This is a genomic window from Enterobacter cloacae complex sp. P2B, from assembly GCF_014895985.1.
Classification (GTDB): domain Bacteria; phylum Pseudomonadota; class Gammaproteobacteria; order Enterobacterales; family Enterobacteriaceae; genus Enterobacter; species Enterobacter bugandensis.
Map to the genome: position 1 here is coordinate 194,739 of NZ_JADBQQ010000011.1, position 19,031 is coordinate 213,769.

At 58.5% G+C, this 19,031-nt stretch carries 16 protein-coding genes; 10 read left to right on the forward strand and 6 right to left on the reverse strand.

What is annotated here, in order from left to right:
• Positions 1 to 12 precede the first annotated feature (12 nt).
• Both IM313_RS11040 and IM313_RS11045 read left to right on the forward strand, forming a co-directional pair.
• Positions 13 to 495, forward strand: coding sequence for an L-2-amino-thiazoline-4-carboxylic acid hydrolase (locus IM313_RS11040; RefSeq protein ID WP_048999756.1), 483 nt, complete (start codon positions 13 to 15; stop codon positions 493 to 495).
• The gene (locus tag IM313_RS11045; protein WP_192971123.1) at positions 492 to 1,718 is read left to right on the forward strand and encodes a Zn-dependent hydrolase; all 1,227 of its coding nucleotides are present in this window, start codon (positions 492 to 494) and stop codon (positions 1,716 to 1,718) included. The genes IM313_RS11040 and IM313_RS11045 overlap by 4 nt, the downstream gene beginning before the upstream one ends.
• A 66-nt stretch (positions 1,719 to 1,784) precedes the next feature.
• Here the strand turns inward: IM313_RS11045 and IM313_RS11050 are convergent, their stop codons facing one another.
• Positions 1,785 to 3,272, reverse strand: coding sequence for an MFS transporter (locus tag IM313_RS11050; RefSeq protein ID WP_059357608.1), 1,488 nt, complete (start codon positions 3,270 to 3,272; stop codon positions 1,785 to 1,787).
• Positions 3,273 to 3,389: 117 nt separating this feature from the next.
• Between IM313_RS11050 and IM313_RS11055 the strand changes: the two genes are divergently transcribed.
• The 6 genes from IM313_RS11055 to narI all read left to right on the forward strand — a co-directional run bounded on the left by IM313_RS11055 (position 3,390) and on the right by narI (position 12,281).
• Positions 3,390 to 3,965, forward strand: coding sequence for a TetR family transcriptional regulator (locus tag IM313_RS11055; protein ID WP_059357609.1), 576 nt, complete (start codon positions 3,390 to 3,392; stop codon positions 3,963 to 3,965).
• Positions 3,966 to 4,174: 209 nt separating this feature from the next.
• Positions 4,175 to 5,560 (forward strand): NarK family nitrate/nitrite MFS transporter, encoded by a 1,386-nt coding sequence (locus IM313_RS11060; protein WP_049136451.1) that lies wholly within the window; start codon positions 4,175 to 4,177, stop codon positions 5,558 to 5,560.
• Positions 5,561 to 5,627: 67 nt separating this feature from the next.
• Entirely contained in the window at positions 5,628 to 9,368 is a 3,741-nt protein-coding gene (locus IM313_RS11065; protein ID WP_192971124.1) for a nitrate reductase subunit alpha, read from the forward strand.
• On the forward strand, positions 9,365 to 10,909 hold the full coding sequence (gene narH, locus IM313_RS11070; protein WP_008501747.1) for a nitrate reductase subunit beta: 1,545 nt from the start codon (positions 9,365 to 9,367) through the stop codon (positions 10,907 to 10,909). Before IM313_RS11065 ends, narH begins: the two co-directional genes overlap by 4 nt.
• Positions 10,909 to 11,604 (forward strand): nitrate reductase molybdenum cofactor assembly chaperone, encoded by a 696-nt coding sequence (narW, locus tag IM313_RS11075; RefSeq protein WP_059357611.1) that lies wholly within the window; start codon positions 10,909 to 10,911, stop codon positions 11,602 to 11,604. Before narH ends, narW begins: the two co-directional genes overlap by 1 nt.
• Entirely contained in the window at positions 11,601 to 12,281 is a 681-nt protein-coding gene (narI, locus tag IM313_RS11080) for a respiratory nitrate reductase subunit gamma (RefSeq protein ID WP_022648214.1), read from the forward strand. Before narW ends, narI begins: the two co-directional genes overlap by 4 nt.
• An 84-nt stretch (positions 12,282 to 12,365) precedes the next feature.
• Here narI and nhoA read toward each other — a convergent pair whose 3' ends face one another.
• Positions 12,366 to 13,211 carry an N-hydroxyarylamine O-acetyltransferase gene (nhoA, locus tag IM313_RS11085; RefSeq protein ID WP_192971125.1) on the reverse strand — a complete coding sequence of 282 codons (846 nt, stop codon included), beginning with the start codon at positions 13,209 to 13,211 and terminating at the stop codon, positions 12,366 to 12,368.
• Between the two features lie 108 nt (positions 13,212 to 13,319).
• On the opposite strand from nhoA, the gene IM313_RS11090 reads away from it, so the two are divergent.
• The gene (locus IM313_RS11090) at positions 13,320 to 13,892 is read left to right on the forward strand and encodes a flavin reductase family protein (RefSeq protein ID WP_192971126.1); all 573 of its coding nucleotides are present in this window, start codon (positions 13,320 to 13,322) and stop codon (positions 13,890 to 13,892) included.
• A 443-nt stretch (positions 13,893 to 14,335) separates the two neighbouring features.
• On the opposite strand, the gene fusA is transcribed toward IM313_RS11090, so the two are convergent.
• A complete protein-coding gene (gene fusA, locus IM313_RS11095; RefSeq protein ID WP_192971127.1) occupies positions 14,336 to 16,435 on the reverse strand; it encodes an elongation factor G in 2,100 nt (699 codons plus the stop codon).
• Positions 16,436 to 16,595: 160 nt separating this feature from the next.
• On the opposite strand from fusA, the gene IM313_RS11100 reads away from it, so the two are divergent.
• Positions 16,596 to 16,910: a helix-turn-helix transcriptional regulator gene (locus tag IM313_RS11100; RefSeq protein ID WP_041909805.1), complete on the forward strand. Its 315-nt coding sequence runs from the start codon at positions 16,596 to 16,598 to the stop codon at positions 16,908 to 16,910.
• 25 nt (positions 16,911 to 16,935) lie between these two features.
• On the opposite strand, the gene IM313_RS11105 is transcribed toward IM313_RS11100, so the two are convergent.
• The 3 genes from IM313_RS11105 to IM313_RS11115 all read right to left on the reverse strand — a co-directional run bounded on the left by IM313_RS11105 (position 16,936) and on the right by IM313_RS11115 (position 19,015).
• Entirely contained in the window at positions 16,936 to 17,937 is a 1,002-nt protein-coding gene (locus IM313_RS11105) for a Kdo(2)-lipid IV(A) acyltransferase (protein WP_045260610.1), read from the reverse strand.
• Positions 17,938 to 18,129: 192 nt separating this feature from the next.
• Complete coding sequence (gene pptA / locus IM313_RS11110) at positions 18,130 to 18,360, reverse strand: tautomerase PptA (RefSeq protein WP_028013275.1); 231 nt, start codon at positions 18,358 to 18,360, stop codon at positions 18,130 to 18,132.
• A gap of 37 nt (positions 18,361 to 18,397) precedes the next feature.
• Positions 18,398 to 19,015 (reverse strand): glutathione S-transferase family protein, encoded by a 618-nt coding sequence (locus tag IM313_RS11115; protein WP_192971128.1) that lies wholly within the window; start codon positions 19,013 to 19,015, stop codon positions 18,398 to 18,400.
• Positions 19,016 to 19,031 lie beyond the last annotated feature (16 nt).

Sequence of the window (19,031 nt, forward strand, 5' to 3'; positions counted from 1 at the left end):
TGAGGCAATGTGATGAGTGATAATAATGAGCTGGGCATTCTCGCCCGCCGCAAAATTGAAGCTGAAATTATTAAGCCAATTTATGAAATCCTGGTGCGCGAGATAGGGAAAGCCCGCGCCCAGGCGGTGATTGGCGAGGCCATTGAGCAGGCCGCGATTGACGCTGGTAAAGGGTTTGCCAGCAAAGAACCCAACGGCGCGAACATCAAGAGCTTTATCGCCCTGCAGTATCTGTGGGAGAAAGATAACGCCCTGGACGTGAAGGTGATCGACGCTGACGACCAGCAGTACAACTACAACGTGACCCGCTGTCGCTACGCGGAGATGTACCACGAGATGGGGCTGGGCGAGATTGGTCACCTGCTCTCCTGCGCGCGCGATGAAAAATTCATCGTTGGCTATGCGCCGGACGTAGAGCTAACCCGCACCACGACCATTATGCAGGGCGGTGCGTGCTGTGATTTCCGCTACCGCAGCGGTAAGGACAAGTCATGATCCGCGTCAACGCCGAACGGCTGTGGTCAACGCTTGAGATGATGGCGCAGATCGGCGGCACGCCCGCCGGTGGCGTCACCCGTCTGGCACTGAGCGAGGAAGATCGTATTGCGCGTAACCTGCTGCGCGACTGGGCGCTGGACGCCGGTTTTACCTGCGACGTCGACAGCATGGGCAATATGTTCATCCGCCGCGCGGGGAAAAACCCGCAGCTTGCGCCGGTCCTGACCGGTTCGCACGTGGATACCCAGCCGCTGGGAGGGAACTACGACGGGGTTTACGGCGTGCTGGCCGGGCTGGAGCTGCTGCGCACCCTCAATGACCATCACCTTGAGACGGAGCGTGACATCGTGCTGGTCAACTGGACCAACGAAGAAGGCGCGCGCTTTGCGCCAGCCATGCTCGCTTCAGGGGTCTGGACGGGGCAATTTAGCGAAGCGTACGCCCATGCCCGCGCGGATAGCGACGGTATCAGCGTGGGTGAAGCGCTGGAAAGCATCGGCTACCGGGGTGAAGCCCCTGCCCGTGCGTTTCCGGTTCACGCCTGCTACGAGCTGCACATCGAACAGGGCCCGATTCTGGAAGACGAAGCCCTGGATATCGGGTTAGTCCGCGCGGCAATGGGCCAGCGCTGGTTTACCCTGACGCTGGACGGGTTTGCCGCCCACGCGGGCACCACGCCGATGCACAGCCGACGCGATGCGCTGACCGCGTTCTCGGAGCTGGCGCTGAAGGTGGAGGAGATTGGCTATCGGCACGCGCCGGACGGACGTGCGACCATCGGTATGGCGCAGGTTACGCCAAACTCGCGCAACGTCGTGCCGTCTCGGGTGGTCTGCAGCGTGGAGTTTCGCCATCCGGCGCTGACGGCATTGGAAGCCATGGAGGCGGCGCTGCATAAGGTGGCTGAAAGCCTGAGCCTGCGCGGCGTGGCGGCTGTCGTTGAGCGCATTTTTGACTACGCGCCCATCGCGTTTGATGCCGAATGTCTGGCCCGCACGGAGAAGGCCGTGGCGGAACTGGGCTACTCGGCGAAACCGATGGTCTCCGGCGCGGGACACGACACCTGCTATGTGAGTAAAATTGCCCCTGCCAGCATGATTTTTATCCCCTGCGTGAAGGGCATCAGCCATAACGAAGCGGAAAGGATCCTGCCAGAGTGGTCGGAGAAAGGGGCGAACGTGCTGTTGCACAGCGTCCTGTCCGCGGCCCAGGAAAAATAAACCGGGTGGCGCGGCTCGGACAACCGCGCCCGTAGGCCCGGTAAGCGCAGCGCCACCGGGCGTGTTTTACGGCTTCGGCACCTTCGCCAGGCTGAACCAGATCCCCACAGCCAGCAAAAGCAGCATTCCGCCCGCACTCCCCAGCGCCACGCTGTGGGAGGTAATAAACGCACTTTTCGCCGCCTCAATCACCGGCTCCGCGAGGGACGGCGTCAGCTCCTGCGCCACCTTCATCGCTTCACCAATGGATGACGAGGCTTTATCGACGAGCGAGGAATTCAGCCCCTGCGGCAGGTCAATGGACGCCGAGAAGCTGCGGGTCAACAGCAGACCAAAAATAGCGATCCCCAGCCCGGCGCCCAGTTCATAGGACATGGTTTCAATCGCCCCTGCGGCAGCGGCTTTCTCCTTCGGCGCGGCAGCCATAATGGCGGAGGTCGAGGCCAGCAGCGCGCTGGCGGCACTGAAGCCGAGCAGCACCATCAGCCCCCACGCCTGCCACTGCTGCGTACTGAAGTCGAGCATCGACAGGCCGATGAAGCTGACGGCGCTGAGCCCCATGCCGCCAGCCGCGACGATGCGTAGCCCTAATCGCCCAACCAGCACGCCCGCGATCGGCCCGCTGAACCCGCTGGCGACCATCAGAGGCAGCATAAACATACCCGCTTCAAACGGCGTAAAGCCGTGGACAAACTGTAGCTCCTGCGCCATCAGCAGCTCAAACCCGACCAGGGCAATCATGGCGGTCATCGCCATTACCACGCCGCTCAGAATGATGCGATGGCAGAACAGGCGCATATCGATCATCGGCACGCGGGCGCGCAGCTGAATACGCACGAAGATAAACAGCAGCACCGAGCCGGTCACCAGCGCGGAGGCAACCAGCCACGGCGACAGGACGCCTTTGAGCGCGGTTTTGGCACTGTAGACCAGCAGCAAAATCGCCACAATCAGCATGATGGCATGACTGATATTCAGCGGCTGCTCCGGTCGGCCCTGCTGACGGGGCACAAAACGCGCGGCCAGCGACACCACTACCAGCACAATCGGCACGTTGATTAAAAACACCGATCCCCAGTAAAAATGCTCGAGCAGCATACCGCCAATCAGCGGACCAAACGCCGCCCCGCCGGAACCCACTGCCGCCCAGACGCCGAGCGCGATGTTGCGATCTTTCGCGTCGGTAAACAGCGTGCGGATCCCCGCAAGCGTAGCCGGAATGATCATTGCCGCACCGATCGCCAGCGAGGCGCGCGCCGCTATCAGCCACCCTGCCGACGGTGCAAACGCGGCCGCCAGGGACGACAGGCCAAACAGCGTGCTGCCGATCATCAGCAAGCGTTTAAAGCCAATGCGGTCACCCAGGGCACCCATCGGCAGCACCATCCCCGCCATCACCAGCGAGTAAATATCAATGATCCACAACAATTCGTTTCCGCTGGCACCCAGCGTCATGCTCAATGTCGGCGCCGCCACGTGCAGCACCGTCGCGTCAATCGCCACCGGGATGTACACCAGCACGATAATTACTAACGCTAACCACTGACGAAACATAAATTTCCTTTTCATTTTAAACATGGACACATGTCCAGAATCCGATCCTACGTAAAGTTGAACAACTGTCCAGCTTTTTGTTACACTCGTTTCGGTCTTATTGAGAGTTGAGAAAAAATGCGCTATTTGAGCAAGGAAGAGCGGCGGGAAGCGATCTTACAGGCTGCGATGCGCGTGGCGCTGGCCGAGGGGCTGGCAGCCATGACGGTACGGCGCATTGCCGCAGAAGCGGGCGTCGCGACCGGGCAGGTCCACCACCACTTTGCCTCCGGCGGTGAGTTAAAATCGCTGGCGTTTGTGCGCGTGATCCGCGAGCTGCTGGATGCCGACGTGGTGGGTGAAAACGCCGGCTGGCGGGAACGGTTGCACAGCATGCTCGGCAGTGACGACGGTGGGCTTGAACCTTACATTCGCCTTTGGCGGGAAGCCCAAATTCTTGCCAGCCGTGATCCCGAGATCAAAGCGGCTTATGTCCTCACCATGGAGATGTGGCATCAGGAAACCGTGGCGATTATCCGCGCCGGGGCTGATGCCCACGCGTTCACGCTTACCGATCGGGCGGAAAATATCGCCTGGCGTTTAATAGGGCTGGTTTGTGGCCTGGATGGGATCACCGTATTAAATATGCCTGAAATGGACGATGCGGCATTTAATAAACATCTCGACAAACTTATCACGCTGGAATTGTTTTAATACTCCTTCCGGAGTATAAATTACGCAAAATGTTACAATTAGTAACACATTAAGCGAGCCCTTATTTTCATTCTAATCTCGGGGGTTCGCTTTTTTATCTATCCTTTCAGATGTATCCCAAAGCATCCCAAAAAACCAATAACACTTCTTTAATCATCTTTTTGTTTTTACTTCATTTTTCTCTCAAACATGGTAAGCAAGAGGGCGATATGTCGCAACAAAGTGATAAAAGTAATCCCCATCTGTTGAGTAACTGGAAACCTGAAAACGCGCAATTTTGGGAGAATAAAGGAAAACATATTGCACGAAGAAACCTATGGATTTCTGTAGCTTGCCTGCTATTAGCGTTTTGCGTGTGGATGTTATTTAGCGCCGTTGCGGTCAATCTGAATAAAGTCGGATTTAATTTCACCACCGATCAGCTTTTTATGCTAACGGCATTACCTTCACTCTCTGGCGCGATATTGCGCGTCCCCTACTCGTTTATGGTGCCAATATTTGGCGGACGCTACTGGACGGTATTGAGCACCGTTATCCTGATTATCCCCTGCGTCTGGCTGGGGATAGCCATTCAGAACACCGCGACACCTTACTGGGTCTTTATCGTGATTGCCCTGCTCTGCGGTTTTGCCGGGGCCAACTTTGCCTCCAGCATGGGTAACATCAGCTTCTTCTTCCCAAAGGCCAGACAGGGCAGCGCGCTGGGCATCAACGGCGGGCTGGGAAATCTGGGCGTCAGCGTGATGCAGCTGTTTGCTCCGCTGGTGATTTTCCTGCCAATGTTTACCTTCCTCGGCGTGCACGGCGTACCGCAGGAAGACGGCTCAACGATGTGGCTGGCCAATGCGGCCTGGGTCTGGGCGCCGCTGCTGCTGCTGGCAACCCTTGCGGCGTTTTTTGGCATGAACGATATCGCCAGCTCTAAAGCCTCTATCGCCAGCCAGCTGCCGGTACTGAAGCGCTTTCACCTCTGGCTGCTGAGCCTGCTCTATCTGGCGACCTTCGGCTCGTTTATCGGCTTCTCGGCGGGCTTTGCCATGCTGTCGAAAACCCAGTTTCCGGACGTGAACATCCTGCACCTCGCTTTCTTTGGCCCCCTGATCGGCGCGCTGGCGCGTTCGGCGGGCGGGATGGTCTCTGACAGGCTGGGCGGCGTGCGCGTCACGCTGATTAACTTCGTCTTTATGGCTATCTTCAGCGCCCTGATCTTCCTGACGCTCCCCGGCTCTGGCTCCGGCAGCTTTATCGCCTTCTACCTGGTCTTTATGGGCCTGTTCCTCACCGCCGGGCTGGGCAGCGGTTCGACCTTCCAGATGATCGCGATTATCTTTCGCCAAATCACCCTCGACCGCGTCAAGAAGCAGGGCGGCACGGACGAGCAGGCGCAGCATGAAGCGGTGACGGAGACCGCCGCCGCGCTGGGCTTTATCTCCGCCATCGGTGCCGTTGGCGGGTTCTTTATCCCTAAGGCGTTCGGCACATCGCTGGCAATGACCGGTTCGCCGGTTGGGGCCATGAAAGTCTTCCTCGTGTTTTACATCGTCTGCGTGTTGGTCACCTGGCTGGTGTATGGCCGTAAATCCTCAAAAAAATAAAAACTACATCTTCGCCGGAGCGTGATGCATCGCACTCCGGCCATGCTATCGAAGCAGGAGAAATGTCATGAGCAAACTGCTGGACCGTTTCCGTTACTTCAAAACAAAAGGCGACAGTTTCGCCGATGGGCACGGGCAGGTGTATCACACCAACCGCGACTGGGAGGACAGCTACCGCCAGCGCTGGCAGTTCGACAAGATTGTGCGATCCACCCACGGGGTAAACTGTACCGGCTCCTGTAGCTGGAAGATTTATGTCAAAAACGGCCTGGTGACCTGGGAAACCCAGCAGACCGACTACCCCCGCACCCGCCCTGACCTGCCCAATCACGAGCCGCGCGGCTGCCCGCGAGGCGCAAGCTACTCCTGGTACCTCTACAGCGCCAACCGCCTTAAGTACCCGCTGGTGCGCCGCAGGCTGATTGAACTTTGGCGCGAGGCGCTGGCGCAGCATACCGATCCGGTTCTGGCCTGGGATGCCATCCAGAACGATCCGCAAAAGGCGCAAAGCTACAGGAAGGCGCGGGGTAAAGGCGGGTTTATCCGCTCAAACTGGAAAGAGCTGAACCAGCTGATCGCCGCCGCTAACGTCTGGACCATCAAAAACTACGGCCCGGACCGCGTGGCCGGTTTTTCGCCTATTCCGGCGATGTCGATGGTCTCCTACGCCGCCGGAACGCGCTATCTTTCCCTGCTGGGCGGCACCTGCCTGAGCTTCTACGACTGGTACTGCGACCTGCCGCCGGCGTCGCCGATGACCTGGGGCGAGCAGACCGACGTGCCGGAGTCCGCCGACTGGTACAACTCCAGCTATATCATTGCCTGGGGCTCGAACGTGCCGCAGACACGTACTCCGGACGCCCACTTCTTTACCGAGGTGCGCTACAAAGGCACTAAGACCGTTGCGATTACGCCGGACTTCTCGGAGGTCGCCAAGCTCAGCGACCAGTGGCTGGCCCCCAAACAGGGCACCGACAGCGCCCTCGCCATGGCGATGGGCCACGTCATCCTCAAAGAGTTCCACCTCGATAACCCGAGCGATTACTTCCTTAACTACTGCCGCCGCTACACCGACATGCCGATGCTCGTGCTGCTGGACGAGCAGGTTGACGGTCGCGTGGTGCCTGGGCGTATGCTGCGCGCCTCGGACCTTGTCGACGGGCTGGGGGAAGCCAATAACGCGGAGTGGAAGACCGTCGCCTTCGATATTGCCGGTAACCTGGTGGTGCCAAACGGCTCGATCGGCTTCCGCTGGGGGGAAAAAGGCAAATGGAACCTGGAGCCTCAGGCTGCGGGCCATGAAACAGAACTCACACTCTCCCTGCTGATTACCCACGACAGCGTGGCGGACGTCGCGTTCCCCTACTTTGGCGGCAACGAAAACCCGCATTTTCGCAGCGTGAAGCAAGAGCCGGTGCTGACGCGCCGCGTGCCGAGCAAAACCCTGACGCTCGCCGACGGCAGCCAGAAACGCGTGGTCAGCGTTTACGATCTGGTGCTGGCGAACTACGGTCTCGATCGCGGCCTGGAAGACAGTAACGCCGCAGACAGCTATGACCAGATCAAAGCCTACACGCCCGCCTGGGGCGAGCAGATCACTGGCGTACCCGCGTACCTGATCGAAAAAATTGCCCGCGAGTTCGCCGACACGGCGCACAAAACGCACGGTCGCTCGATGATCATTCTGGGTGCAGGGGTGAACCACTGGTACCACATGGACATGAACTACCGCGGGATGATCAATATGCTGGTCTTCTGCGGCTGCGTCGGGCAGAGCGGCGGCGGCTGGTCCCACTATGTCGGTCAGGAGAAGCTGCGCCCGCAAACCGGCTGGCTGCCGCTGGCCTTCGCGCTGGACTGGAACCGCCCGCCGCGCCAGATGAACAGCACCTCGTTCTTCTACAACCACGCCAGCCAGTGGCGCTACGAGAAGCTCACCGCGCAGGAGCTGCTCTCCCCGCTGGCGGACGCGTCGAAGTTCACCGGACATCTGATCGACTTTAACGTTCGCGCCGAGCGCATGGGCTGGCTGCCGTCGGCCCCGCAACTCAACCTCAACCCGCTGCATGTCAAGGCGCGTGCGGACGCGGCGGGCATGACGCCGCAGGAGTACACCGTTCAGGCGTTGAAATCGGGCGATATCCGCTTCGCCTGCGAACAGCCGGACAACGGCAAGAACCACCCGCGCAACCTGTTCGTCTGGCGCTCTAACCTGCTCGGCTCGTCCGGGAAAGGCCACGAGTACATGCTGAAATACCTGCTCGGCACCGAGAGCGGCATTCAGGGTGAAGATTTAGGCTCAACGGATGACGTGAAGCCTGAAGAGGTGGAGTGGCAAACCGCCGCCATCGAGGGCAAACTCGACCTGCTGGTGACGCTCGATTTCCGCATGTCCAGCACCTGCCTGTTCTCCGATATCGTCCTGCCGACCGCCACCTGGTATGAAAAGGACGACATGAATACCTCGGACATGCACCCGTTTATTCATCCGCTTTCCGCCGCCGTTGACCCGGCGTGGGAATCGCGCAGCGACTGGGAGATCTACAAAGGCATCGCCAAAGACTTCTCCGAGGTGTGCGTTGGCCATCTGGGCACAGAAACCGACGTGGTGCTCCAGCCGCTGCAGCATGACTCCCCGGCGGAGCTGTCGCAGCCGTTTGATATTCAGGACTGGCGCAAAGGGGAATGTGACCTGATCCCCGGTAAAACGGCACCGAACATCGCGGTGGTCGAGCGTAACTACCCGGAAACTTACGAACGCTTCACCGCCCTCGGCCCGCTGATGGACAAGCTCGGCAACGGCGGGAAAGGCATTTCGTGGAACACGCAGAACGAGGTCGATTTCCTCGGCAAGCTGAACTACGTCAAGCTCGACGGCCCGGCGAAAGGCCGCCCGCGCATTGAAACCGCCATTGACGCCTCGGAGGTGATCCTCGCCCTCGCCCCGGAAACCAACGGACAGGTGGCGGTGAAGGCCTGGGAAGCGCTCGGGGAACTGACCGGGCGCGACCACACCCATTTGGCGCTGAACAAAGAAGACGAGAAAATCCGCTTCCGCGACATTCAGGCGCAGCCGCGCAAAATTATCTCCAGCCCGACGTGGTCCGGCCTTGAGAGCGAGCACGTCTCCTATAACGCGGGCTATACCAACGTCCACGAGCTGATCCCGTGGCGCACCCTTTCGGGCCGCCAGCAGCTGTATCAGGATCATCCGTGGATGCGCGCCTTCGGGGAGAGCCTGGTGGCCTATCGCCCACCGATTGATACCCGCAGCGTGACCCACATGCGCGAGATCCCGCCGAACGGCTTCCCGGAAAAAGCGCTGAACTTCCTGACGCCGCACCAGAAATGGGGCATCCACTCCACCTACAGCGAAAACCTGCTGATGCAGACCCTGTCGCGCGGTGGGCCCATCGTCTGGATCAGCGAAACCGACGCGCGCGAGCTGGGCATAGAGGACAACGACTGGATCGAAGCCTTCAACGCCAACGGCGCCCTCACCGCCCGCGCGGTGGTCAGCCAGCGCGTGCCGCCGGGCATGACCATGATGTACCACGCCCAGGAGCGCATCCTGAACATTCCGGGGTCAGAAGTGACCGCACGGCGCGGCGGGATCCACAACTCGGTCACCCGCGTCTGCCCAAAACCGACACACATGATCGGCGGCTATGCCCAGCTGGCGTACAGCTTCAACTATTACGGCACCGTCGGCTCGAACCGCGACGAGTTCATCATGATCCGCAAAATGAAAAACATTAACTGGCTGGATGGCGAAGGTCGGGATCAGGTACAGGAGGCGAAAAAATGAAAATACGCTCACAGGTTGGCATGGTTCTGAATCTCGATAAATGCATCGGCTGCCACACCTGCTCGGTCACCTGCAAGAACGTCTGGACCGGGCGCGAAGGGATGGAGTATGCGTGGTTTAACAATGTGGAGACCAAACCGGGAATTGGCTACCCGAAAAACTGGGAAGATCAGGAGGAGTGGCAAGGCGGCTGGATCCGCGGCATACATGGCAAGCTGACGCCGCGCCTCGGCGGCAAAATGGGCGTGCTGTCGAAGATTTTCGCCAACCCCGTCCTGCCACAGATTGACGATTATTACGAACCCTTCACCTTTGACTATCAGGATCTGCACCGCGCGCCGGAGGGGGATCACCTCCCTACCGCGCGCCCCCGCTCGCTGATCGACGGTAAGCGGATGGACAAAATCGTCTGGGGCCCCAACTGGGAAGAGCTGCTGGGGGGCGAGTTTGAAAAACGCGCCCGCGACCGCAACTTCCAGAAGATCCAGAAGGAGATGTACGGCCAGTTTGAAAACACCTTCATGATGTATCTGCCGCGCCTGTGCGAGCACTGCCTGAACCCGAGCTGCGTGGCCACCTGCCCGAGCGGCGCGATTTACAAGCGCGAAGAGGACGGCATTGTGCTGATCGACCAGGATAAATGTCGCGGCTGGCGCCTGTGCATCAGCGGCTGCCCGTACAAGAAAATCTACTTCAACTGGAAAAGCGGCAAGTCAGAAAAATGCATTTTCTGCTACCCGCGCATTGAGTCCGGCCAGCCGACTGTCTGCTCGGAAACCTGCGTCGGGCGCATCCGTTATCTCGGCGTGCTGCTGTACGACGCGGACCGTATTGAAGAGGCCGCCAGCACCGAGCATGAAACCGATCTCTACGAGCGCCAGTGCGACGTGTTCCTTAACCCGAACGATCCGGCGGTGATTGAGGAAGCGCTGAAACAGGGCATTCCACAGAACGTGATTGATGCCGCCCAGCGTTCGCCGGTCTACAAGATGGCGATGGACTGGAAGCTGGCCCTGCCGCTTCATCCGGAATACCGCACCCTGCCGATGGTCTGGTACGTGCCGCCGCTGTCGCCGATTCAGTCCTACGCGGATGCGGGCGGCCTGCCGCAGAGTGACGGCGTCCTGCCTGCCGTGGAAAGCCTGCGCATTCCAGTGCAGTACCTGGCAAACATGCTCAGCGCGGGCGATACAGGCCCGGTGCTGCGCGCCCTGAAGCGCATGATGGCGATGCGTCACTATAAACGCTCCCAGACCGTGGAAGGCGTGACCGATACCCGCGCCATTGAGGAAGTGGGCCTGACCGAAGCGCAGGTTGAGGAGATGTACCGCTATCTCGCCATCGCTAACTACGAAGACCGCTTCGTGATCCCGACCAGCCACCGCGAAATGGCGCGCGACGCCTTCCCGGAGAAAAACGGCTGCGGCTTCACCTTTGGCGACGGCTGCCACGGCTCCGACACCAAATTCAACCTCTTCAACAGCAGCCGCATCGACGCGATTAACATCACCGAGGTGCGCGAACACGGGGAGGGAGAATAATGCAGATCCTTAAAATCATCGCGCTGCTGATTGAGTATCCCGATGAGCTGCTGTGGGAAAACCGCGATGAGGCGCTTTCCCTTGTTGAGCAGGACGCGCCCATGCTGCTGCCGTTTGCGCAGCAGCACCTGAGCGCCCCGCTGCTGGATAAGCAGGCCGAATGGTGCGAAGTGTTTGAACGCGGGCGCGCAACGTCCCTGCTGCTGTTCGAGCACGTTCACGCCGAGTCCCGCGATCGCGGTCAGGCGATGGTCGACCTGATGAGCCAGTATGAGAAAGCCGGGCTGGAGCTGGACTGTCGCGAGCTGCCCGACTATCTGCCGCTCTACCTGGAATACCTCAGCCTCGTCACCGACGACGAGGCGCGTGAAGGATTGCAAAATGTCGCGCCGATCCTGGCGCTGATTGGTGGTCGCCTCAAGCAGCGCGGCGAGGCGCATTACCAGCTGTTTGACGCCCTGCTGACGATGGCCGGTACACGGCTTTCCAGCGACAGCGTGGCGAAGCAGGTGTCCGGTGAAAAACGGGATGATACCCGTCAGGCACTGGACGCCGTGTGGGAAGAGGAACAGGTGAAGTTTATCGAAGACAACGCCACATCGTGCGACAGTTCGCCGATGCAGCAATATCAACGACGCTTTAGCCAGGACGTCGCGCCGCAGTACGTGGACGTCAGCGCCGGAGGCCCAAAATGACGCATTACCTGAACGTGTTTTTCTATGATATTTACCCGTATATCTGTGCTACCGTTTTTTTCCTCGGCAGCTGGCTGCGCTACGACTACGGGCAATACACCTGGCGGGCCTCATCGAGCCAGATGCTCAGCAAGCGCGGGATGAACTGGGCCTCTAACCTGTTTCATATCGGGATTCTGGGGATCTTCTTCGGGCACCTGTTCGGCATGTTAACCCCGCACTGGATGTACGCCTGGTTTTTACCCGTCGCGGTTAAACAGCAGTTGGCCATGATTGCGGGAGGCATTTGCGGCGTACTGACGCTGATTGGTGGGTCAATGTTGCTGATCCGCCGCCTCTTCAACCAGCGGGTACGCGCCACGTCCACCACGCCGGATATTATCATCATGAGTATCCTGCTGCTTCAGTGCATCCTGGGGCTGTCGACCATTCCTTTCTCCGCGCAATATCCTGACGGAAGCGAGATGATGAAACTGGTCGGCTGGGCGCAGGGGATCGTAACGTTTAAGGGGGGCTCGTCGGAGATGTTGAGCGGCGTCGCGCCGATCTTCCGCGTCCATCTGGTGCTGGGGATGACGATCTTCCTCATCTTCCCGTTCACCCGTCTGGTGCACGTGTGGAGCGCACCGTTTGAGTATTTTACCCGTCGGTATCAGGTGGTGAGATCGCGCCGTTGATTCTGTCGGGTGCGGGTGCGGCTACGCCTTACCCGACCTACGTTCACACTCCCGTAGGCCCGGTAAGGCGTAGCCGCCACCGGGCTATTTCCCTGCCTGCGGATGCGTATCAAACCCCGCCATCACTGCCGTCAGCTCGGCCAGTGTAAAGCCGTGCTTCGGATCATCAACGCCAAGGCCAAACCGCTCCTGCATCAGCTTATACAGCGCCTCCGCATCCGGCAAATGGATCTGCTCCTCCACGTGACCGTTCTGCCAGTGGGTAAAGTTGAAGTTAGTCAGCGTCAGCTTGCCACCGTCCGGCAGGTGGCGACACATCAGCAGATGATGACGAAAATGGGACTGCGGCCAGTGCGCCGACCAGAAGTTCCCCATCACGTAATCGCTGAAATACTGCGTCGTCAGGTCAAAGTGGTACATCGACTGCCAGTGCTCGTGGTGACGGAACTGTAATACCCAGTCGTTACCCTCGCTCAGAAGACGGTAAATGCCGTGCGGGGTTTCCTGTTCCTCGTTGGCGAGCAGGCGAATCGGCGCCGTCAGCGTCTGTCCACCAAACCCCACGTCGGCAATCCAGCGCTCGCCGTTCAGCTCAACCAGCAGCAGGCGGTGCGTGCGCGGCGGCATCTGCGATGGATTTGCCAGTACGACCCGCCCCAGCACGCTGCGCACGTTAAACCCGACTTCACGCAACACGCGCTCGAAAAGGCCGTTTTGCTCAAAGCAATATCCTCCGCGTCGCGCCGTCACCAGCTTGTCGACCAGACATTGATCGTCAAGATGGATTTCGCGCGGCAGGGCGACATCAATATTTTCGAACGGGATCGCACAGTTGTGGTGTAAATGCAGCGCGTGCAGGGTTTCGATATCAACCCGTGTCGGTTGCGCCCACCCAATGCGGGCAAAATAGTCAGTCAGAAAGGGGGACATACATCATTTTCCTTTGATTGTGATGTTCTGTTTATAAACTAATTTTACGCACTCACTTTGATTTACGTGCTTTTTCGTCATACTCATCGTTACAGATGAGGAGATCCTATGAGCCACTTTCGCCCTGTTGAATTACGTCATGCCAGCCGCCTGTTGAACCACGGCCCTACCGTGCTTATCACCAGTCGTGATGAAACCCTGGACAGACGCAACGTGATGGCCGCCGCATGGTCAATGCCCGTTGAGTTTGAACCGCCGCGCATCGCGATTGTGGTGGATAAAAGTACCTGGTCACGTGAGCTGATTGAGCACAGCGGGAAGTTTGGCATAGTCATCCCCGGCGTGGCAGCAGCTAACTGGACATACGCTGTCGGCAGCGTCAGCGGGCGCGACGAGGACAAATTCAACTGCTACGGGATCCCGGTCGTGAACGGCCCTGAGCTCGGGCTGCCGGTGATTGAAGAAAAATGTCTGGCGTGGATGGAGTGCCGATTACTTCCCGTCACCTCTGCGGCAGAGAAATACGACACGCTGTTTGGAGAAGTGGTTTCAGCGGCAGCCGATGAGCGGGCGTTTATCGCCGGGCGCTGGCAGTTTGACGAGGATAAGTTGAATACGCTGCATCATCTAGGGGCTGGGACATTTGTGGCGAGCGGGAAGATGGTGAAGGCGCTGGATTGAGATAACCTTCCTCTATGGGCTGAGGCATGCCCAGTAATTTTAAGCAGAAGCAATAAAGTTGCTTTCATGATGGCTGTAGGCTTTCAGCGACGCCCTGGTCCGGCTGTAAATCGCCGAAGCGTTTCCGTAAGGCCGGGGCGAGGCGCAGGGATGCGCCGAGAGGGCGTGGCCTGCAGGGATGCAGGCTCATGCCCGACCCGATAGCCTGAAGGAATAAGCTGAGGGCACCGCGAAGCGGCGATTTACCGCCGGGAGCCCGGGTTGCCAGGGCGGCGGCGATTGAGCCGCCCTGGCACGTTCACAGGTATTGTCGTTACAGAGTAGCAAGGAGCATAAAGTGAACGGAATGACCACGAGTGTAGTATGTTCCCCCTCACCCCAGCCCTCTCCCTCAAGGGAGAGGGGTTGTCCGTGCAGGCATTATTTGTAGGAAACCGACCGTATCACTTCGCACGCCGCGCAATAATCTCATCCGCAACATTCCGCGGTGCCTCCGCAAAATGATGGAACTCCATCGTGTACGTCGCGCGTCCCTGGGACATCGAGCGCAGCGTCGTGGCGTAGCCAAACATCTCGGCCAGCGGCACATCGGCGCGGATAATCTGGCTTCCGTACTGCTCCGCCATTCCCTGCACCATGCCGCGTCGGGAAGAGAGATCGCCCATGATGTTCCCGGCGTACTCTTCCGGGGTTTCCACTTCCACGTGCATGATCGGCTCAAGGATCACCGGATCCGCCCTGCGAGCGCCCTCCTTGAAGCCGAGGATCGCCGCCATGCGGAACGCCATCTCCGAGGAGTCGACGTCGTGATACGAGCCAAACGTCAGCGTCGCCTTAACATCTACGACCGGATAGCCCGCCAGCACGCCGCTGTTCATCGCTTCCCGCAGCCCTTTCTCTACGGACGGGATATACTCGCGCGGTACCACGCCGCCCTTGGTGGCATCTTCAAATACAAAACCACTTCCGGGCTCCAGCGGCTCCAGGCTCAGGACCACATGACCGTACTGCCCTTTCCCGCCGGACTGTCGGACAAATTTCCCTTCAATATCCTTCACCGCCTTGCGCAGGGTTTCCCGGTAGGTTACCTGCGGACGACCAATGTTCGCCTCGACGCCAAACTCACGCTTCATGCGATCGACGATGATCTCGAGGTGTAGCTCACCCATCCCGGAGATAATGTTCTGACCGGACTCCTCGTCAGTGTGCAGGCGGAAAGACGGGTCTTCCGCCGCCAGACGCTGCAGCGCAATGCCCATTTTCTCCTGATCGCCCTTGGTTTTCGGCTCAATCGCCAGCGAGATCACCGGATCCGGGAACTCCATGCGCTCAAGCGTGATCACGGCGTTCGGATCGGTGAGCGTGTCGCCGGTGGTCACGTCTTTTAACCCGACACAGGCCGCGATATCACCCGCGCGCAGTTCGTCCACCTCATGGCGATCGTTGGCATGCATCAGCACGATGCGCCCGATGCGCTCTTTCTTCTCTTTCACCGGGTTATAAACCGCATCGCCTTTGCGCAGCACGCCAGAGTAGACCCGGATAAAGGTCAGCTGCCCGACGTACGGGTCGCTCATCAGCTTGAACGCCAGCGCCGAGAACGGCTCATCATCACTCGGATGACGCTCCGCGTGCTGCCCTTTTTCATCAACGCCGTCAATGGCCGGCACGTCCAGCGGGGACGGCATCAGCTCAATCACCGCATCCAGCATGCGCTGCACACCTTTGTTTTTAAAGGCGCTGCCGCACAGCATCGGCTGGATTTCGCCCGAGATGGTGCGAATGCGCAGCCCCTGGATAATTTCCGCCTCCGTCAGGTCGCCCGTTTCCAGGTATTTGTCCATCAGTTCATCGCTGGCTTCCGCCGCCGCGGAGACCATTTTTTCCCGCCACTCCTGGGCGGTACTGACTAAATCGTCCGGCACGGGGGCATAGGTAAACACCATACCCTGCGTCGCATCGTCCCACAGAATGGTGCGCATCTTGATGAGATCCACCACGCCGGTGAAATGATCTTCGGCACCCACCGGGATGACAATCGGCACCGGATTGGCCTTCAGGCGCTCCTGCATCATCCGCACGACGCGGAAGAAATCGGCACCCGGACGGTCCATTTTGTTGACGAAGGCCAGACGCGGTACGTGATATTTATTGGCCTGACGCCAGACGGTTTCCGACTGCGGCTGCACGCCACCCACGGAGTCATACACCATCACCGCGCCGTCGAGCACGCGCATGGAACGCTCCACCTCAATGGTGAAGTCCACGTGCCCCGGAGTGTCGATGATGTTGATCCGGTGCGGCTCAAAGCCTCTGTCCATGCCTGGCCAGAAGCAGCTGACCGCCGCGGACGTAATGGTGATCCCGCGCTCTTGCTCCTGCGCCATCCAGTCGGTGGTTGCCGCGCCATCGTGTACTTCACCCAACTTGTGGCTCATCCCGGTATAAAACAGGATGCGCTCAGTGGTGGTGGTTTTACCGGCATCGATATGCGCGGAGATACCGATGTTGCGATAACGTTCGAGAGGAATGGGTCGGGGCATGATATTTCCTTAGTCACTATGACGTGTTTGTGACGACCGGGATGGTCGTGCATTGGTTCGTTTGCTATAATAGTCCTATTGTACGAGTATTATCGAACTATTTTTTAAGGGTTGACCTATTGTTGATATAGCTCAATCTGACATCACGCGCAGGAAAACGATGATCCCTAACCACCCTGAAACTGAACAAATACTGCTGGAAAATGTGCTGTTTGCCCTCGGCAACCCGCTCCGGCTATCGATTATTCGCCGGCTCGCCGATGGCAGCGAACTCAGCTGTAACGCACTGCGCCCGGAAGATGTGGTGAAGTCCACGATGACCCACCACTGGCGCGTGTTACGCGACAGTGGGGTCATCTGGCAGCGTCCGCAGGGACGAGAAAATATGATTTCACTGCGTCGGGAGGATCTGGATGCCCGTTTTCCCGGGCTGATGGAAATACTGCTAAAGGCCAAAAGCGCTGCCGGAAACTAGCTCCAGCAGCCTTTTGCGTGGCGTTTTAGTGCTGCATGCCCGACTGCTGCGAGAATTCATCGTCGGTTAAGCCAGCCCGAGGGGGCGCGGAGATTTTTTTAGGGGCATATCTGTCCGGCACGCCCTCAGGACGCGTCTTGAAGCGACGGTGCAGCCACATATACTGCTCCGGCGCCATCAGCACCGCGCGCTCGATCGCCCGGTTCATCTGGGTTGCGACAGACTCTTTATCCGCACCCTGCAATGACGCGCTGATATCTTCAAGAATAATCAGCTCGTACCCTGTACCGTCCTCTCTGCGGCGCGGCACAAACGGAATAACGGCAGGCTTAGCGCTTTTGACCAGCATATAGCTGCCCGCCGTCGTGGCGGCATCCGGGACGGCGAAGAATGGCGCAAACACGCTGTTGGCTTTGCCATAGTCATGATCCGGCGCGTACCAGAGAATTTCATTCTGCTTCAGGGCACGGATCATGCCTTTTAAATCATGACGATCCAGCATGGTTTTATTCGAACGCAGACGACCGCGCGTTTGTAGCCAGTCCAGGAGCGCATTATTGTTGGGACGATAAACCCCAATACCGGGGTTAAGCATACCAAATATCCGCGCGCCCAGCTCAAGCGTCAGAAAATGCATGCCAACCAGCACCACGCCCTTTCCCTGCGCCCTGGCCTGCTCCATATGTTCGTAACCGCGCACGGTAAAGCATTTACGCACCCGCCATTCAGGCCAGAACCACGCCATGCCGGTTTCGATAACCCCCATTCCCACGGATTCAAAATTTCGCTGCAGCAAAGATTCACGCGCTTCTGCTTCCATCTGCGGGAAGCACAGTTCCAGATTACGGCGGGCAATCTCGACACGGCGCGGTAGAAGGCGCATGGCTAACCGGCCCAGAGCGTGTCCGAGTCTGAACAACAGCGGGTAAGGCAGCAGCATGATAAGCCACAGGGCGGCGATGCCTGTCCAGCTTAGCCAGTATCGCGGGTGGAAAAAAGCAGGTGAAAACCGGGGTAATTTTGTCATGAGAAAATTATCCTTTAATGTGACTGTCCTTAATTGATTCTGTTGTCGATCTTTCCTAAGGATTGATTAAATGTCGGTCGTAAACGTTAAGTGTAACGGATCAGATAAAACTTATTTTTAACGTTTTTTGCGAAAAGAAGGCGTAAGCGGCAGGAGAAACCGGGTAAGACGATGACCTCACCCGGCGAAAGATTACATTGAATACCCGGGCTTTTTAATCAACTCGTCCAGCTTCGGTCCGATTTCGGTATCCCAGACCTGCGCCTTCCAGTCTTCCGGGTTTACCTGGTTCAATGCCACCGATACTGAACCGTCTTTGCTGTTGAAATGGCGAATAATCACCTCAGCGATATCTGCCGCCAGCGCGGTTTTTTGCTCGTCGTTAAGATCGCGGGGAAAACATTTGATATCTACGTGTGGCATATGCAGGCTTCCTGTTATGTGTGAGCATTCCACGTTATCAGATAATGTTGTTTGCCTTTAACACCTTGTGCAGTTCCGGCAGCTGACATACGGTATCCGCAATCGCCGTAAGCTTCGGCGTATTTGTCGCAAACCACTCATGGCGAGGCCCCCAGGTGCGCGCCACCGCAATATACACATCCAGCAGCGTCAGCCGTTCACCCAGCGCAAACGGCGCGGCCTTAAGCTGATTTTCAAACCACAGATAGAGGGATTTCCGGTACTCAATGCAGTTTTTCTGCAGCTGTTCCGGCGCATCAGGCACCCAGCGTTCGGGATAATCGGCATAGGTAAAGGTGGGATAGACGTTCGCCACGAACCAGATAAGCAGACGCTGAAACTGCTGACGCTCGGCCTGTCCCACGGGCGGGGCGAGATCGGAACAACGGTCAAGCACCATCAGAGCAATCGCCGCCGTTTCGGTCATGATGGCGCCATTTTCCAGCTCCAGCGTGGGCACCTGGCACAGCGGGTTGAGTTTTTGCAGCAGTTCACGCTGCGGGCCGGGCTGGTCAAACCCGTCAACGTTCACAAATTGATAAGGGATATCAGCCAGGGTCAGCATCACTTCACTGATTGCCGAGCCCCAGCCGGGTACGCCATAGAGTTTCATCATGTTGCCCCCTCAGGAG

What these genes read in the sequence shown, in the direction of transcription:
- IM313_RS11065 (WP_192971124.1), top strand. Translation starts at nt 5,628, where the DNA reads ATGAGCAAACTGCTGGACCGTTTCCGTTACTTCAAAACAAAAGGCGAC.
- IM313_RS11105 (WP_045260610.1), bottom strand. Translation starts at nt 17,937, where the DNA reads ATGACAAAATTACCCCGGTTTTCACCTGCTTTTTTCCACCCGCGATAC.
- IM313_RS11050 (WP_059357608.1), bottom strand. Translation starts at nt 3,272, where the DNA reads ATGTTTCGTCAGTGGTTAGCGTTAGTAATTATCGTGCTGGTGTACATC.
- pptA (WP_028013275.1), bottom strand. Translation starts at nt 18,360, where the DNA reads ATGCCACACGTAGATATCAAATGTTTTCCCCGCGATCTTAACGACGAG.
- IM313_RS11060 (WP_049136451.1), top strand. Translation starts at nt 4,175, where the DNA reads ATGTCGCAACAAAGTGATAAAAGTAATCCCCATCTGTTGAGTAACTGG.
- IM313_RS11090 (WP_192971126.1), top strand. Translation starts at nt 13,320, where the DNA reads ATGAGCCACTTTCGCCCTGTTGAATTACGTCATGCCAGCCGCCTGTTG.
- IM313_RS11045 (WP_192971123.1), top strand. Translation starts at nt 492, where the DNA reads ATGATCCGCGTCAACGCCGAACGGCTGTGGTCAACGCTTGAGATGATG.
- IM313_RS11115 (WP_192971128.1), bottom strand. Translation starts at nt 19,015, where the DNA reads ATGATGAAACTCTATGGCGTACCCGGCTGGGGCTCGGCAATCAGTGAA.
- nhoA (WP_192971125.1), bottom strand. Translation starts at nt 13,211, where the DNA reads ATGTCCCCCTTTCTGACTGACTATTTTGCCCGCATTGGGTGGGCGCAA.
- narI (WP_022648214.1), top strand. Translation starts at nt 11,601, where the DNA reads ATGACGCATTACCTGAACGTGTTTTTCTATGATATTTACCCGTATATC.
- fusA (WP_192971127.1), bottom strand. Translation starts at nt 16,435, where the DNA reads ATGCCCCGACCCATTCCTCTCGAACGTTATCGCAACATCGGTATCTCC.
- IM313_RS11055 (WP_059357609.1), top strand. Translation starts at nt 3,390, where the DNA reads ATGCGCTATTTGAGCAAGGAAGAGCGGCGGGAAGCGATCTTACAGGCT.
- IM313_RS11100 (WP_041909805.1), top strand. Translation starts at nt 16,596, where the DNA reads ATGATCCCTAACCACCCTGAAACTGAACAAATACTGCTGGAAAATGTG.
- narW (WP_059357611.1), top strand. Translation starts at nt 10,909, where the DNA reads ATGCAGATCCTTAAAATCATCGCGCTGCTGATTGAGTATCCCGATGAG.
- IM313_RS11040 (WP_048999756.1), top strand. Translation starts at nt 13, where the DNA reads ATGAGTGATAATAATGAGCTGGGCATTCTCGCCCGCCGCAAAATTGAA.
- narH (WP_008501747.1), top strand. Translation starts at nt 9,365, where the DNA reads ATGAAAATACGCTCACAGGTTGGCATGGTTCTGAATCTCGATAAATGC.